Source organism: Anaerococcus hydrogenalis, from assembly GCF_002871895.1.
Classification (GTDB): domain Bacteria; phylum Bacillota; class Clostridia; order Tissierellales; family Peptoniphilaceae; genus Anaerococcus; species Anaerococcus hydrogenalis.
In genome coordinates this window covers 385,456-402,145 of sequence record NZ_PNHP01000001.1, presented here as the reverse complement: position 1 = coordinate 402,145, position 16,690 = coordinate 385,456, and the positions used below count along the sequence as shown (strand labels likewise).

The window sequence follows — 16,690 nt, the reverse complement described above, 5'->3', positions numbered from 1 at the left end:
TAATAAAGGCCATCTATGATGGCCTATCTTCCAGATATTACACTTTTTACAATGTCAAATACATCCATTATTAATGAAGCATAATCATTTATTGAAGCAATTCCTTCTCCAAATGTATCAGTTGTATCAACTACACTTTCTCCAAAATAATTAACTGTGTCTTTTACATCTACAGTAATATCACTTACATTAGAAATAGCTAAGTTTGCATTAGATATAGCCATTTTAAGATTTGGATCAGAAACTAATCCATTTACATTATCAACTAAAATATTTGCTTGATCTACAAGTGCTGGTAATTTATCAATTACTCCATCTAAATTTTTCTCGTTTTTATCAACAATTTTTTGTATAGAGTCTACTAGTCCGGAAGCTTTTTTCAAAAATAAAGCAAGAAATATAATAGCAATAATACCTACTAATAATAAGATTACATCAGCTATTAATCTTAAATTTATTGTAACCATTATCTACCCCTTACTTATTTTTTTTATCTTCAGCTCTTTTAACTTCTCCAGCTTTCTTTTTAGTATCATCAGCTACGTCTTTGACTTCTTCTTTACCTTCTTTTATATCTTTTTTAGCTTCTTTAGCACCATCTTTGGCTGCATCTTTAACGTCTTTTGCATCTTCTTTTAATTTTTTTGCTTCTTCTTTAACGTCTTTTGCATTTTCCTTGGCATTTGCCTTTGTCTTTTCTACAGTGTCTTTAAGAACTTTTTTTCCTTCTTCGAATCCTTCTTCTATAGGTTCTAATTCTGTATAAGCTCTATCTTTAAAATCTACATATGAATCTTTTGCATTTTCAATTAAATCATTTGTAGAATCTTTAACTTGGTTTACAGTATTATCTACAGAATCTTTAATATCTTTTCTTAAATCTTTTCCTGATTTTGGTGCTAAAAATAATCCAGCAGCTACTCCTGCTAAAGCTCCAACTAGAGCGCCTTGAGCTCTCATTCTGCTATCATGATTTTTAACTTTCCAAATTTCATATTTAATTTCTCTTTGTTTTCTTTGTGCTTTGCTTTCGATATAATCAGCTATACTCATTTTATCTCTCCTTATATTAAATATTTTGTCAAATACTTTCTTACTTATTTATACCCATATTAATAAGTAAAGTAACATTAATAAAAAAAATCCAAGGTGGCCCTTATATTTAATACCTTCGCGTTCGTGAAGGTGGGTTTGCTGTTTGAAATTTCTGACTTCCACTCACAGGAGGCTTGCCATCAAAGTCAAAACTCCGCAATCCCTTATAAATGTTGTAGGTTTAAATTTGGACCTTGCTCCTTGGAATATCTTTATTATATATCATGAAAAGCATAATTGCAAATCATTCATATTTTCTAAAAAAGCTTGGAATTTAAATACTTATCAAAATCAGGTTTTGATAATATCGTTATTTTTTTTTGATCTCTAAAGCTCTTAAATTTAATCTTATATGCATGTAATAAAAATCTTTCTATATCATACTTTGATCCGTATAAATTATCCCCAAGAATTGGGTGGTTTAAATAAGCCAAACTTAATCTTATTTGATGAGTTTTTCCTGTATAGATTTTACAATATATTAAAGAAAATTTACCATAATTTTTTAATGTCTTAAAATATGTCTTTACATGATTCTTATCGGAAACAACTTTCATTTTTTTATTTTCTTTGTCATAATCAATATCTATTTCACAAATGTCATCAATTATTAAATTACCTTCAACTAAGGCTAGATATTCTTTATCAAGTTCATTATTTTCTATTTGATTTTGATAATAAGCATGAGAAAAGTGATTTTTTGCTACCAGCATTATTCCAGAAGTGTTCATATCAAGTCTATTTATTAATCTTATTTGGGATTTTATCTTATTTTCTTTAAAATAATAAGCAAGGTAATTTGATAAGCTTTCTTGATTTTTAGAATTAACCGTAAGATTTGGAGGCTTATCAACAGCCACAATATCTTTATCTTCATATAAAATTTTTATTTTTTTATTAATAGGTTCATAATTTAAATTTTCATCCTCTATTAAAATTTTAACTTTATCCCCTGCTTTTAATTCAATATTTTTACTAATCTTCTCATCATTAACATAGACTAAGTGATTTATAATTTTCTTATAAGCCCTATTGGATATTTTTTTACTTTTTAGTAACTCTTTTAAATTTATTTTTTCTTTAATTTCAAATTCTAATTTATCCATATTTCACCTCAAATCTTTTATATTTTTATGTTATAATTAATTATATCTTAAGAAAGGTAAGTAACAATGACTAAAATAATCAATATATTTAAAAATAAATCTAGATATAGCAAAAATATATACAATAAAACTAAGTCTATTTTAAATGATTTTGGATATGAAGTATCTTCCAATTATAATCCAAACGCCTGTTTAAACCTTGTTATTGGTGGTGATGGAACTTTCCTAAATGCTGTCAAGAATTCTAAATTTTCAACCATTCCATTTATTGGTATCAACACAGGCCATTTAGGCTTTTACCAAGAGGTTAGTCCAGACAATATTGAAGATTTTGTTAAAAATTTTTCTGAAAAAAAATATTATATAGAAAAATTACCTATGCTTGAATCGAAAATAGGAAGAAATCAAATTAATGCTGTTAATGAAGTTGTAGTAAAAAGTAATAGAAACCAAATTGTAAGACTTAGACTTTTTATTGATGGCAATTTTATTGAAAATTTCTCAGGTGATGGCCTAATTATATCTACTCCTCATGGTTCAACCGCCTACAACTTATCGTCAAATGGTGCTATTTTACATCAATCCTTGGAAGGATTTCAACTTACACCAATAGCTCCAGTTTTTTCTAGTTTAAATAGGTCATTAAAATCTCCAATAATTTTACCGAAAAATGCAGAAATAGAAATCAACGTCAGCAAAAGAGATAATTATCATACTGTTTTTTTATTCGATGGAAAAGAATTCAAATCAAATAATTTTAAAATAACTACAAAAATTTCAAATAAAGAATTAAAAAAACTTATTTTAAATAAAAATCACTATTGGACAAATATCAAAAATAAGCTCTTATAAATATAAAAGGTTAGTATCCTAATAAAAGATACTAACCTTATTTTTTTTAATATAGATTTACATTGTTTACAATGTTATTTATCATTTGTCCACCAATTGGAACTGCTACTTCTCCAGCTAGTTCATCTGTATCTTCAACAACTATTGCAAATGCGAGCTTAGGATCATAGGCTGGCGCAAATCCTACAAACCATACATCTACTCCTCCACCTTTTTTATCTACGGTTCCAGATTTTCCTGCAATTTGAACTGATTGTAAATAAGCTGCCTTTGCTGTACCATAATTTACAACATCAACCATATAGTCTCTAATTGTATTTGCTATCTCTGTACTGGTTACATCAGATATAACTTCGCTTTTACTTTCTTTAATAACTTTTCCATCTTTATTAACAACATTTCTTACCAACCTTGGTTGCATCATTTTTCCATCATTTGCAATCGTAGATGCAATCATAGCCATGTGTAAAGGTGTAACTTTTGTCTTTCCATATCCAAAAGCTGTCATTGCTGTATCTACTTGGTTTAAGTCATCAAACGGTATTTTTGGACTTACTTTTTCTAAGTCAAATTTATAATTTTTATTAAACATATAATCTTCTGTAACTTTTTTAAATTTATCTTTGCCAATTTGATTTATTTTTGAAGCAAAGTAAGTATTAAGAGAATTCATTAAGGCAGACCTAAGATTAACCTGTCCGTAAGAATAGTCCCCATAATTCGTAATTTTATAATTTTGTATTGTTACACTACCAGTATCATTAAAATTAGTATTTATTCCACTTCTTAATATTGTATCTGCACTTACTATTTTCATAGTTGATGCAGGCCTATAAATACCTTGGCTTGATCTGTTTAATAAAGGTGCATCTGTGTCTTGAATTAAAAGATCCCAGTCCTCGTCCAAAGTATTCGGATTATATGATGGTTTTGATACCATTGCTAAAACTTCACCATTTCTAGGATCCATAACAACAATTGATCCAATATGATTTCCTAAACTGTTATAGGCAATTTCTTGAATTGTTTGATCAATTGTTAGGTTTAAGTTATTACCTACACCAGTTTTTTCTACCATATCTCTTATTTTAGATGTGGGTTGATCAGAAATATTTAAAAGTTCTTTATTATAAGTTTTTTCCAAACCACTTTTTCCATATTTTACTGAATTATATCCTGTAAAAGCTGAGTTTACTTTTCCCTCACTATAAACCCTAAAACTGTTTCCATTTTCATCTTTTTCATTATAAACTAAGACATTTCCGTTTCTATCGTAAATATTTCCTCTTTTTATAACATTTTCATTCACCCATAATCTTTTGTTATGAGAATTTTCAGAAAGGCTTTCTGCCTTAAATAGTTGAAAGTATACAAGATACAAAACTATAAATAAAAACATTAATATAAATAAAATCATCACATATATTAATCTCTTATTCATTGTAGATTTTTCTAAAATATGGACATTTTCTTCGTCCTTTAGTCTTTGTTTTTTTTCCATTTCAAGAATTTTTTGAATAAATGGTTTTTGTTTATCTTTTTTCTTTTTCATTTTCATCACCATTTTCTAAATTTTGACCGCAAAATTGGAGTATTGCTAGTAAAATAAATCCTGAAACCATTGAAGAACCACCAGCTGATATAAATGGGAGTGTAACTCCAGTAAGTGGAATTAGTTTTAAAACCCCACCTAAAATTATTAGAGTTTGAAGTGCAAATAAAACTCCTATACAAAAAGCTAATATTGAATAAAATTTATTTTCTTGTTGTAAAGATACTTTAATTGCCCTATAAACTAAAATTAAAAATAATAAGACAACTGCAATTCCCATAAATATTCCATATTCTTCACAAATTGCTGGAAAGATAAAATCACTTTCAGCAACTGGTATATAATCAGGTCTTCCTAAACCAATTCCAGTTCCAAATAAACCTCCACTTGCCAAGGCAAATAATGATTGTGTGATCTGATATCCTTTATCATCTATTACAGACCACGGATCTATCCAAGTTTCAACCCTTACTCTTATGTGAGAAAATAAAAAGTAAGCTAAAATTGCACCTAATATAACTAGAATAAGATTAACAAATATTAATTTTCTATCTCTCTCATATACAAATTGTGTAAGTATCATAGTTCCAAAAAATATTAATGCTGTTCCCAATTCCTTTTGAATAAAAAACATCAAAATAAAAATATAAATTCCAATTGATAGGTAATATTTTCCAAAAGCTTTTTTCTTATACTTGTTGTAATTTGTGTAAAAACTGGCTATAAAAAATATAAATGGAATTTTAATAAATTCAGATGGTTGTATGCTAATAGGTCCAAGAGTAATCCAGTTTTTTGCTCCACCAGATGCAAATCCGAAAATTAGTGTAGCTACAAACAAAACAATAGATACCACAAAGTAAAAAACTATATGATCATCCCAATTTTTATTTTTAGGTAAGATATAATAAGTAGTAAAAAATACTATAACTCCTATAAAATAAAATAGCAGCTGTTTTTTTCCTAAAGCTGGATCTAGTCTATAAATCATTACAACTCCAATTGAAAACAACATATTAACTATCAACAATAATATACTATCGCTTCTTGTTAGTTTGTTAGCTAAGACAGTAGAGATAATTGTAATAGCAAGTATTGCTACATATGCATAAAAATCACCACCTTTTAGCTTATCTGCATTATAAATCATAGATAAACTTAAAGATAGAAATTCAAAAACAAACAAAAGAAATAGAGCTTTAGCCTTATATTTTTTTTGGTTAAGAATATTTTTATTTTCTTTTTTAAGCATCTTCATCACCATTTATAAATAAAAATTTTAATTCCCCAAATTTTATTATATCTTTATTTTTAAGCTCGATAGCCTCATTTATTCTTTCATCATTTAGGTAAGTACCATTAGAAGAGTTCAAATCTTCCAAAAAATATATTCCATTATCTAAAATAATCCTTGCATGAAAACTTGACAAAAACTTATCCTTTATACATATAGAATTTCTATCATCTCTTCCTATTGTATTGTTTTCACCTATATAATAGTATTCTTGAACTTTAAACTTATGTTCTTGATTTTGATTAATAAACTGTAAATATGTATCTGAGATTTGCTCTTTTTTAACAGCATATCTTACATCATAATAAATTATTCTTATAATAGAATAAATAAAGTATAAGACAATTACTACGAATACATATTTAAAAATTGTAGATAACAATTGATATAATGTCATATTACCAAAAACTTGTATAGAAAAAACTTTATCTATAAAGTTAAAAAATTGATCCATAAGACCTCCTTACTTTCTTTTATCTATCTTATCAAAAATTTATCTTTCTTTAAAATAAACTTATAAAAAACATAAGTTTGTTTTAATATTCCAAAAATATTATGCCTATGAACTATATAAAAAATTTGTTCATAGGCATATTTTTTAGCTCTAATCAATCTTATCTATAATTTTATTAACTTCTGCTTTTAATTTTTCTTTCTTATCTTCAGCTTTTTCTTCGCTTTCACCTATAAGGTTTAAGTATAATTTTATTTTTGGCTCTGTACCTGATGGTCTTAGAACAAACCAAGAATCATCTTCTAGATAGTATTTCAAAACATTAGATTTAGAAAGACCAGTATCATCGAATTGATAATCTACAATTTTTTTAACTTTTAATCCTATAAATTGATCAATTGGATTTTTTCTTATGCTCTCCATAATTCTTTTGATCTTTTGAGCCCCATCCAAACCTTCAAGTACTATAGATTGAACTTCATTTGAATAATATTCGTAGTCTTCATAAATTTTTTCTAAAACTTCTAATAATGATTCACCTTTTTTCTTATAATAAGCTGTCATTTCACTAATAAGCATAGCAGCATTTACAGCATCCTTATCTCTTACGAATGCTTTATAATTATATCCTATACTTTCTTCAAATCCAAAGATAAATTCACCTTTGCCAACTTTTTCAAACTCATTGGCAACTTCATAAATATTTTTAAATCCAGTCAAAACTTCGTAAACATCAACACCAAAACTTTTCGCAATAGGCTTTACTAAATCTGTTGATACAATTGATTTAACAATAGCACCATCTTTTGGCAAAGAATTATTTTCTTTTAAGGCAGTTAAAATATAGTTTGAAAGAAGAGATCCAATTTGATTTCCTGTTAAGAATATATAATTCCCATTTTCATCTTTTACTTCTACAGCACACCTGTCTGAATCAGGATCTGTTGCAAGTAAAAGTTCAGCATCAACTTTCTTTCCTAGTTCTTCTGAAAGTTTAAAAGCTTTTGGATCTTCAGGATTTGGATAACCAACAGTAGAAAAATCTGGATCTGGATTTTCTTGTTCTTCGACTATATAGATATTTTTAAATCCTCTTTCATCAAGAATTCTTCTTACCAATTTATTTCCGCAACCATTTAGTGGTGTATATACAATTTTAACATCTTTATCAATATCTTCATTAATTGTACATGCCAAAACTTCTTTAACATATTCTTCAATAAGCGAATCATCTATATAAGAAATTATTCCTTCACCCATTGCCTTATCAAAATCTACTCTTTTTATTTTAGAATAATCATCATATTCTTTCATATAATTTTGAATTTTTACAGCTGTATCTTCAAGTATTTGGCTTCCATCTGATCCATAAGCCTTATAACCGTTATATTCTCTTGGATTATGACTTGCAGTAACCATAACCCCGCCTATAGCTTTTAATTTTCTAATCGCATATGAACAAACAGGAGTTGGTTGAATATCTTTAAAAATATGAACTTTTATTCCATTAGCTGCAAAAACTTCAGAGCTAATTTTTGAAAACTCATCTGATCTATGTCTAACATCATAACAAATTACAACACCCTTTTCTTTTGCCTCTTCACCCATCTCATTAATTGTATCTGCAAATCCTTGGGTTGCTTTAGCAACTGTGTATTGATTCATTCTATTTGTTCCAGCGCCAATCTTACCTCTAAGACCTGCTGTGCCGAATGCTAGTTCTTGATAGAACCTATCTTCTATTTCTGCTTCATCATCTTCTATTTTTTTTAATTCATTCCTTGTGTCATTATCAAAGAACTCATTATTCAACCAATCTTCATAAATTTTTTTATAATCCATTTTTTTCTCCTCTTATATATACATTTGCAGATTTTTTACCTAAATAATTAACTTCAGATATATCTAATCTTTCATTAATAATACCCTTTTGATTAAAAATTTTAACAAGATCTTTTTCACCTTCAAATATCTTATTTTTCAGATTTTCATCTATATAAATATCTTTATCTAGAGCATTTATTACTATATAAACCAAAATGTCTCTATTTTTTATTTTATATGCAATAATATGATCTTCTAGATTTTCAATAAATGTTAGGCTTTTTTTAATTTCTGATGATTTAATTACGTTGAAAATTTTTAATTTTTTTCTTAGTTTTATTAAATCTTTAACATATTCAAACATTTCTAAGTTATCAATTTTATCTTGCCAGTTAACTCCATTTACACTCAAGCTTGAATTGTAGGAATTGCTGTTATTTGATTTGGTATTATTAAATTCATTACCTTCATAAATAAAGGGCTTGCCAAAAGATAAAAATAAAATAGCAAAGCCTAATTTAGCAATTAAATTTATATCATCATCATGATTTAAGGAAATTTTTAGTTTATCATAATATATTAAATTATCATGGCAATTAAAATAGTTTATTACCTCGCTAGCGTCATCTGCAAATCCATTTCTTTTTTCATCATAAAAAATACTTCCTGCTATTCCTGTTTCAATTTGATTTTTCAAAAAGAAATTTCCTTGAATATAACCCTTAGAGTAACCATTATTATCACCCTTTATTGCATCTCTATAACTATCATTAAATACAGAAAATCCATTAGATTTTTGACTTCCTATTAAAATTTGTTTATCAATTGGAAGCGCAGATTCTCCGCCCATCCAAGGCTCTCCATAAATCATAATATATGGTTTTATTTTTTTTAATTCTTTTAGGGCGATTTTTATTGTATCTATATCAATTAAGGCCATAAGATCAAATCTAAAACCATCAATATCGTATTCTAAGACCCAATGCTTTAATGAATCTATAATTAATTTTCTAACAAATGGCCTTTCGCTTGCAAGTTCATTTCCCACCCCCGAACCATTTGAAAAATTTCCATCCTTATTTCTCCTATGATAGTAGCCTGGAGCAAGGATTTCAAGGTTTGAATCTTTTGTTTTATAGGTATGGTTAAAAACTACATCCATTATTACATTTATATTATTTTCATGGATTGTTTTAGTCATTTTCTTTAATTCATAAATTCGTCTGGATGGATTATATGGATTTGTTGAATAAGAACCTTCAACATTAAAATATAGCTCTGGGTCATAGCCCCAATTATAATTATCATCATCAAAAAATTTTTCATCTTCTTCAAATGTCGTAATAAAATCATAGATTGGCATCAATTGAATGTGGGTAATTCCCAAATCAACTATATTACTTAATCCAGTAGATTGACCACAAAAGTTAGTCTCAATTTCTGAAAGCCCCAAATATTTACCCCTATTTTTAACTCCAGAGTTTTTATTGGATGTGTAGTCTTTGACATTTAATTCATAAATAACAGCCTCGTTTTCTAAATTTTTCTTATAACTTTTATTAACCCCTTTAGGATTTGTTTTTTTAAAATCAATAACTGCAGACATAAGACTATTTATTGATGAAGCTGTAGAGTAAGGATCTGTAACTTCGTACATATCTTCTACTAAGTAAGAATAAAAATATCCATCCAAATCTCTTTCTATTTTACAATAGAAAATATCATATTCCTTTTTAACCATTGAAAATTTTTCTTTTCTAGTTTTTCTATAGTCATCGCTTATTAATAATTCTATTTTTTCTCTATTGGGAGCAAATACTCTAAATTCTGTAAAATTTTTATTGTAATTTGCTCCCATTTTTATATCTTTAATTTCTTCGTACTTGTATGTCATGTTTCCTATTTTAATATTTCTAAATTTTTGCCAAGATTAAATTCTTTTGCCCACAAAATATTAGCAATCTCATTGTTTATCCATTTCCTTTTATCTAGGTAATCTTTTCCTAACTTTAACCTAATATCCAATAGATCTTTATTGTCTTTAAAAATTAAAAATGAATCATTGTATGAAACTATATAATCGAAAATATTTTTGAAATTATAAGGCAAATTGTTATAATCTTCGTTTATCAAATTATCAACCGTAATTTTAATTATATCATTTTTATAATAAAAATCATTAGCACTATATGTCTTTTGAGTTCTCACCAACTCATTATAAGTTTTTCCGAAGGTATAAATCTTATTTTCCTTATTGAAATTTGATAATACTCCACCCTTGCTTGAAATTGCATTTGAGAAATTAAAAATCGAATGCATCATTTCAAAACTTTGATTATCAAATATTGGTAAGGTTAAGTTACTATAAACATCACAGGCTGGATAAATAAGCTTAAGCTTTTCAACATTCAAATCTTCAATAAATATTATTTTTATCTTTTCTTTAATGAGTCTATCCTTATCAATCATGTGTTTTAGGGCAAAAATAAATTTAATAATTTCCTTTGCCATATAATATCCATCATTGGCCTTACCAGAAAATATATAAGTTGTTGGACTTATGCTAATATTTGAATTTTCCTTTAATATATAATAAATACTTGCAATATTTATGGCATTTAGAAGTTGCCTTTTTGCTTCATGAAACATAGTAAGCTGCATATCAAAAATAGAGTATGGATTTAGAGACTTATTTTTATCAAGATCAAAACATTCAATAAAGTCAAGTTTGTTCTTAAATTTAGCCTCTTCTAAATCGTCAATTAAGTTAGAGTTATTCTTCAAGTCATTTAACTTTTCCAAACTAACATCATTGTTTATATCTATTCTATAATTATTTAGAACATTTTTTAAGTTTATATTATTAGAACTAGCATACATATCCCTATCTATACCAAAATTAATATACGAAAACTTTTTATAATCAATTTTATAATTTTCTACAAATGTTTTTGAAAGATAAAAATATTTTCCAACAAAACAATAATTGACTCTATCATATCTTAGTTGTTGATTTTCAATTATATTTAAATCGAATTTATCCTTACAGTACTTATCTAAATTTATAATTTCATCATACATAGATTCATCGATCAATTTAATCATTTCTATATCATAATATTCTCTTGAATCAGGAGTAAGAAGAAAACCTATATGATTAAAAATATTTTTGCTCAACTTCACACATTCATCTAATTCTAAACCATAACCGACATTTAAACACCTTATAAATTCAAGGATAGATAAGCTTGGGTGAATATCAGAGATGATTATCTTGATTTTTTGATCTATTTTCCTAATATCATCTTCTTTTTTAAAATACCTTCTTAGGATGTCTTGAACTGATGATACACTATAGAAATATTCTTGCTTTAACCTAAATAATTTCCCCTCATATGTTGAATTATCCAAATATAAAAATTGAGTGAGTGAGTTATTATCAATATAATCATTATAAAAATTCTTTAAATCTCCACTAGTATTATTTAAATAATTAATTTTATTAATTGATTCAGCCTTCCATAGTCTTAATGTATTTACATAATCATTTTCCTCATTAAAAATGGGCATATCATATGCAACAGACTTTAATTGCTTATTATCCATTTTTATTATATAAGAAAAAGCCTTCTTATGTTCCCACTTATTTCCCTTATATAACCACTCATTAGAATTAATAAATTGACTTCCATCTATAATTTTTTGCTTCATTCCTCCACTTTCATATCTTAGTGCATATGAAATGGACTTTATTTTATTTTTAGATAGTTCTTTTGCAAGATACCATGATCCAAAGCCTATTTCACTATTTCCAAGGCTTGCTTCCCTTTCATAAGCTATTAGATCATCCATAGATAAACCAAGAATAGATAAACATTGATCAACTTCTTTATCATAATTTAAAGATTTGATTGCACTTGATAAAAATTTCCCTGGATTATATTCAAAAGATAAAATATAAAGCTCTTTACCTTCATAATATTTCTTAGAATCTGACCAATTTTTTCCTATATCTTGTAAAAGTGCCTTTACAAGACCATCATAAATTTCATTTATTCTTGCATCTTCAACGTCTTTAGCATAAAAAGAATACAAAAAATTTTGTATTCTTTTTAAAATAAAATTATTTACTTTTTCCATCACTAAGCCTTAATACTTTCGTACAAATCTATATATTTTTTAGAAGACTCTTCCCAATCGTTCTTTTCATTCATTGCGTTTTCTATTAATTTATTAAAGGCTTCTTTATTATTTTTATATAAATCTATAGCATTCTTGCTTGCAAAAAGTAATTCATGGGCATTAATATTTTCAAATGAAAAACCTGTTCCTTCACCAGTATATTTATTGTAAGGCTTTACTGTATCCTTTAATCCACCGGCTTCTCTAACTATTGGCAATGATCCATACCTCATAGCTATTAATTGGCTAATTCCACAAGGTTCAGAAATTGAAGGCATCATAAATAAATCACTTGCTGCATATAATTCATGACTTTCTTTTCCATCATAATAAATTCTTGCTGCAACCTTGTCTGGATATTTCCACTCAAAATATTTAAACATTTCTTCATAAGTATAATCACCGGTTCCAAGAACTACTAATTGAATATCTTCTTGTAATAATTCATCTAAAATATATCTCACAAGATCAAATCCCTTCATAGATGTGAGTCTTGAACAAATAGCAATCATAGGTACATCGGGATTCACAGGCAAACCATATTCTTTTTGTAAGTTAGTTTTATTTTCTAGCTTCTTATTTAATGATTTTAAATCATAATTTTCATAAATATTTTTATCAGTTTTAGGATTCCATACGTCATAATCAATTCCATTTACAATGCCTGATAATTTTCCTTGGTATTCTCTTATAACCCCATCGAGTCCTTCACCATAGAAAGGATACTTTATTTCATCAGCATAATTTTCACTAACAGTATTAAAAGCAGTTGAATGAACTATTCCACCTTTCATAAAGTTTATTGCATCAAAATATTTTAAATCATGTTCATTAAAATAGTATCCATCAAGGCCAGTAAGGGTTAAGTATCCAGAATCAAAAACCCCCTGATATTTTAAGTTGTGGATTGTAAATAAGCATCTTACATCATCAAAAAACTCATCACCTTTTCTAAAATCATTTACATAAATATTCACAAGAGCAGTATGCCAATCGTTGGCATGAATTATATCTGGCTTAAAATCTATTTCTTTTCCAAGCAAAGTTGCAGCTTTTGAGAAATATATAAATCTTTCAGCATCGTCATCATAACCATAGGCATTTGGTCTATCAAAATATTCCAAATTATCTATAAAATAAAATTCAACATTATCCCATTTTAAAGAATAAACACCAGCGTATTGGTGTTTCCAATCAAGATCTACATAAAACTCTTTAATTTTTTTCATTTTTTTTCTATAAGCTTGATCTATACTTGAATATAAAGGCATACAAACTCTTATATCTACACCTTTTTTTACAAGTTCTTTTGGTAGAGAACCTGCAACATCTGCAAGTCCTCCAGTTTTAATAAAAGGATCAGCCTCACTTGTTAAAAATAATACTTTCATTTAAAACTCCTTATTTAATATGCTCTCCCTTATCAGTTAAGTAAGGATGAGTTCTGTTTCCAAATAGCTTAACATCTTCAAATACTTTTGTATCTTTGTCAGTAATAACATGATTTAGGATTGCACCCTCACCTATTTCAGAATTTTGGAAAATTATAGAATTTTTAATAACTGCTCCTTTTTTAACTTTAACACCCCTAAAAATAATAGAATTTTCTATGTCACCTTCAATTATTGCACCATTTGCAACCAAGGAATTTCTTACTTTGGAACCTCTTAAGTATTCGGTAGATGGTTCGTCCTTGCTTTTTGTGTATACCATTCCTTGTTTATAAAATATTTCATCAAAATAATCCCTATCTAACAAGTCGAGACTAGCTTCAAAATATGTCAAAGTATCCATAATCACTCTTAGACTTTCTTTTGATTTATATAGGCCTAAAGATTTATTCTTAGGATATTTAAATAAGGCATCTAGAATATTTGTTGCATTATTCTTCTCGATAGAATATCTTAAAAGATCCATAAAAACATCTTTTTTAATTAATAAAGATCCTGTAAATAAATTTATTTCTTCTTCAAGTCCCAAATTTATTCCAACACTTGAAGGGTATCCTTTTTCATCAGTATTGATAATTCTTCTATTTAAATAGTAGCCATAATCATCTTTTTTAGTTTGGGTAAAGATTAAAGCATCTAAATTTTCTTCTTCCATTTTTTCATAAGCATCTGTAATATTAACCTTAGAAATATACATTGGATTAGTTATATAAATATATTGACGTTTATTATTAATGAAATGTTTCATTGTATTATAATAAGTTTCTATTTCATTAGCTAATCTAGACCTATTATAAACTGGTGGATTTATCATCAAACCACCGCTTCTTCTATTTAATTCCCAATTTCTTCCATCACCTACATGATCAAGAGTTGACCTTAAAGGCTCACCACCATATAAAATAACACTTGATATATTATGGTTTGTTATATTTGATAAGGTAAAGTCTATAATTCTATACCTACAGCCAAAAGGCAGCATATAATCCGGTCTTATCTTACAAAGGGTATCGTAGTTTTTTTCATCAAATTCTGAACTATAAATTAAAGCAAGTATATTTTGCATCTTATTCCTCCTCTATTCCATCTTTACTTACAAGATAAACTGATGTAGAATTTTTATCTCCAATATTTTTTGTAATTTCCATATCTTCTGTAATAACAGAATTGTATACTTTCACACCTTTTTTTATAGTTACACCTGATAAAATAACGCAATTATTTACACATGCATCTTCTTCAACCTTTACATTTGAAAATAAAACAGAATTATTAACTTCTCCATCAATAATACATCCTTCATTTATTAAAGCATCATTTAAAATACCCTTACTACCAATTCTATGAGGAGGTAAATTCAATGCAGTTGTATAAATCTTCCAAGAATCGTCTTGAATATTTAGAGGATTTTCAGGATCAATTAAATCAAGATTTGCTTGCCAGTATGATTTTACGGTTCCCACATCTTTCCAATAACCATCAAATTTATAAACAAAAAGATTTCTATTATTATTTAATAAGTAAGGAATTATGTCATGACCAAAATCATTTGTAGATTCAGGATTTTTATGATCTTCTATCAAAGCTTCTCTCAAAACTTTCCAGTTAAAAATGTAAATTCCCATTGAGGCAAGGTTAGATTTTGGATTTTCTGGTTTTTCCTCAAATTCTACAATTCTTCCCTCATCATCAGTATTCATAATACCAAATCTTGACGCTTCATCCCAATCAACTTCCATAACAGCTATAGTAGCATCAGCACCTTTTTTTGTATGTTCTTCAAGAAGTTTGGTATAATCCATTTTATAAATATGATCTCCCGAAAGAATAAGAACATATTCAGGATCAATACTATCCAAATAATTTATATTTACAAAAATTGCCCCTGCAGTTCCTTCAAACCATCTTCCACCTTCTTCAGTATAATATGGTGTTAAAATTCTTAATCCACCAAAATTTCTATCATAATCCCAAGCAGCACCTATTCCTAAGTGTTTGTTTAGAAGTTGAGGTTTATATTGAGTTAAAACTCCAATATCTCTAATTTCTGAATTAGTAGCATTTGATAGGGCAAAATCTATAATCTTATATTTACCACCAAATGGCACGACTGGTTTTGCCATTTCTTTAGTTAAAGCTTTTAGCCTTGATCCTTGCCCACCAGCAAGAAGCATAGCAGCAATTTTATTATTATTTCTCATAAGTCCTCCTATATTTCTCAATTCAATTAATCTGAATGACTTAATATAATAATACCCAAAAATTCATAAAATAAATTAAAGGATAAAAGCTTTTCATCAAATTTAAAATTTTGAAATAAATTAATAATTGAGTATAATATTACCATTAATCAAATATGGGGATGTTTTGGTTTCGACGTGCTTGTTAAGATTTAAGCTGCAAGTCGTTTATCAATTCGTAAAATTGAAAATTAAATATAAATGCAAACAATAATAGCGAAAGACAATTCGCATTAGCTGCCTAATTTAGGCAAGCAGCAAATATAAACTAAGCCACAGTAGTTTATGTTTGTTTCATAATTTTATGTGGCAACTAATATACAAAACTTTGAGTATATTTAGTATTTATAAAGCTAGTCTAGTAAGTTATTTGTAAGTAGATAAGTACTAGATAAAAATTAAATACTTACTAAACTTGTAGATGCTTTTATTAAGACTCGTGCGGACACGGGTTCAAATCCCGTCATCTCCACCATATATATTATAAGCCTTGATTTTTCAAGGTTTTATTTTTTTGGAGTACTAAAAAGGTACTAATAATTTTATCATCTTTTTTACATCTCTTTTGATTGTTTCAACGTTTATATTTAGCCATTCAAAAAATTATTTTTTTATTTTTTTCATTTGTTAAATATTTTTT

The 16,690-nt window shown here is 27.2% G+C and carries 13 protein-coding genes and 2 other RNA genes; 2 read left to right on the top strand and 13 right to left on the bottom strand.

Annotated elements, in window-relative coordinates:
- Positions 1–23: 23 nt before the first annotated feature.
- The 4 genes from CJ192_RS01965 to CJ192_RS01950 form a co-directional block, all read right to left on the bottom strand.
- On the bottom strand, positions 24–467 hold the full coding sequence (locus CJ192_RS01965; RefSeq protein WP_004813521.1) for a DUF948 domain-containing protein: 444 nt from the start codon (positions 465–467) through the stop codon (positions 24–26).
- Positions 468–477: 10 nt separating this feature from the next.
- Positions 478–1,053 (bottom strand): YtxH domain-containing protein, encoded by a 576-nt coding sequence (locus CJ192_RS01960; RefSeq protein WP_004816459.1) that lies wholly within the window; start codon positions 1,051–1,053, stop codon positions 478–480.
- 84 nt (positions 1,054–1,137) lie between these two features.
- Positions 1,138–1,306: non-coding RNA, 6S RNA (gene ssrS / locus CJ192_RS01955), on the bottom strand.
- 46 nt (positions 1,307–1,352) lie between these two features.
- Positions 1,353–2,201, bottom strand: a complete 849-nt coding sequence (locus tag CJ192_RS01950) for an RluA family pseudouridine synthase (RefSeq protein WP_102197568.1) — start codon at positions 2,199–2,201, stop codon at positions 1,353–1,355.
- Positions 2,202–2,267: 66 nt separating this feature from the next.
- Here CJ192_RS01950 and CJ192_RS01945 point away from each other — a divergent pair, with 66 nt between their 5' ends.
- A complete protein-coding gene (locus tag CJ192_RS01945; protein ID WP_102197567.1) occupies positions 2,268–3,053 on the top strand; it encodes an NAD(+)/NADH kinase in 786 nt (261 codons plus the stop codon).
- A 46-nt stretch (positions 3,054–3,099) separates the two neighbouring features.
- Here the strand turns inward: CJ192_RS01945 and CJ192_RS01940 are convergent, their stop codons facing one another.
- The 9 genes from CJ192_RS01940 to CJ192_RS01900 form a co-directional block, all read right to left on the bottom strand.
- Positions 3,100–4,611 carry a peptidoglycan D,D-transpeptidase FtsI family protein gene (locus CJ192_RS01940; protein ID WP_102197566.1) on the bottom strand — a complete coding sequence of 504 codons (1,512 nt, stop codon included), beginning with the start codon at positions 4,609–4,611 and terminating at the stop codon, positions 3,100–3,102.
- Positions 4,586–5,863, bottom strand: a complete 1,278-nt coding sequence (locus tag CJ192_RS01935) for an FtsW/RodA/SpoVE family cell cycle protein (protein WP_102197565.1) — start codon at positions 5,861–5,863, stop codon at positions 4,586–4,588. The genes CJ192_RS01940 and CJ192_RS01935 overlap by 26 nt, the downstream gene beginning before the upstream one ends.
- A complete protein-coding gene (locus CJ192_RS01930) occupies positions 5,850–6,353 on the bottom strand; it encodes an FHA domain-containing protein (RefSeq protein ID WP_004816752.1) in 504 nt (167 codons plus the stop codon). Before CJ192_RS01930 ends, CJ192_RS01935 begins: the two co-directional genes overlap by 14 nt.
- Before the next feature lie 150 nt (positions 6,354–6,503).
- Positions 6,504–8,195, bottom strand: a complete 1,692-nt coding sequence (locus tag CJ192_RS01925) for a phospho-sugar mutase (protein WP_102197564.1) — start codon at positions 8,193–8,195, stop codon at positions 6,504–6,506.
- Positions 8,185–10,071: a type I pullulanase gene (gene pulA / locus CJ192_RS01920; protein WP_102197563.1), complete on the bottom strand. Its 1,887-nt coding sequence runs from the start codon at positions 10,069–10,071 to the stop codon at positions 8,185–8,187. Before pulA ends, CJ192_RS01925 begins: the two co-directional genes overlap by 11 nt.
- Before the next feature lie 5 nt (positions 10,072–10,076).
- Positions 10,077–12,317 (bottom strand): glycogen/starch/alpha-glucan phosphorylase, encoded by a 2,241-nt coding sequence (locus CJ192_RS01915; RefSeq protein ID WP_102197562.1) that lies wholly within the window; start codon positions 12,315–12,317, stop codon positions 10,077–10,079.
- 2 nt (positions 12,318–12,319) lie between these two features.
- A complete protein-coding gene (gene glgA / locus CJ192_RS01910; RefSeq protein WP_102197561.1) occupies positions 12,320–13,750 on the bottom strand; it encodes a glycogen synthase GlgA in 1,431 nt (476 codons plus the stop codon).
- Positions 13,751–13,760: 10 nt separating this feature from the next.
- Entirely contained in the window at positions 13,761–14,876 is a 1,116-nt protein-coding gene (gene glgD, locus CJ192_RS01905) for a glucose-1-phosphate adenylyltransferase subunit GlgD (RefSeq protein WP_102197560.1), read from the bottom strand.
- Between the two features lies 1 nt (position 14,877).
- A complete protein-coding gene (locus tag CJ192_RS01900; RefSeq protein WP_004816575.1) occupies positions 14,878–16,011 on the bottom strand; it encodes a glucose-1-phosphate adenylyltransferase in 1,134 nt (377 codons plus the stop codon).
- Positions 16,012–16,168: 157 nt separating this feature from the next.
- On the opposite strand from CJ192_RS01900, the gene ssrA reads away from it, so the two are divergent.
- Positions 16,169–16,525: a transfer-messenger RNA gene (ssrA, locus tag CJ192_RS01895) on the top strand.
- Positions 16,526–16,690: the final 165 nt, after the last annotated feature.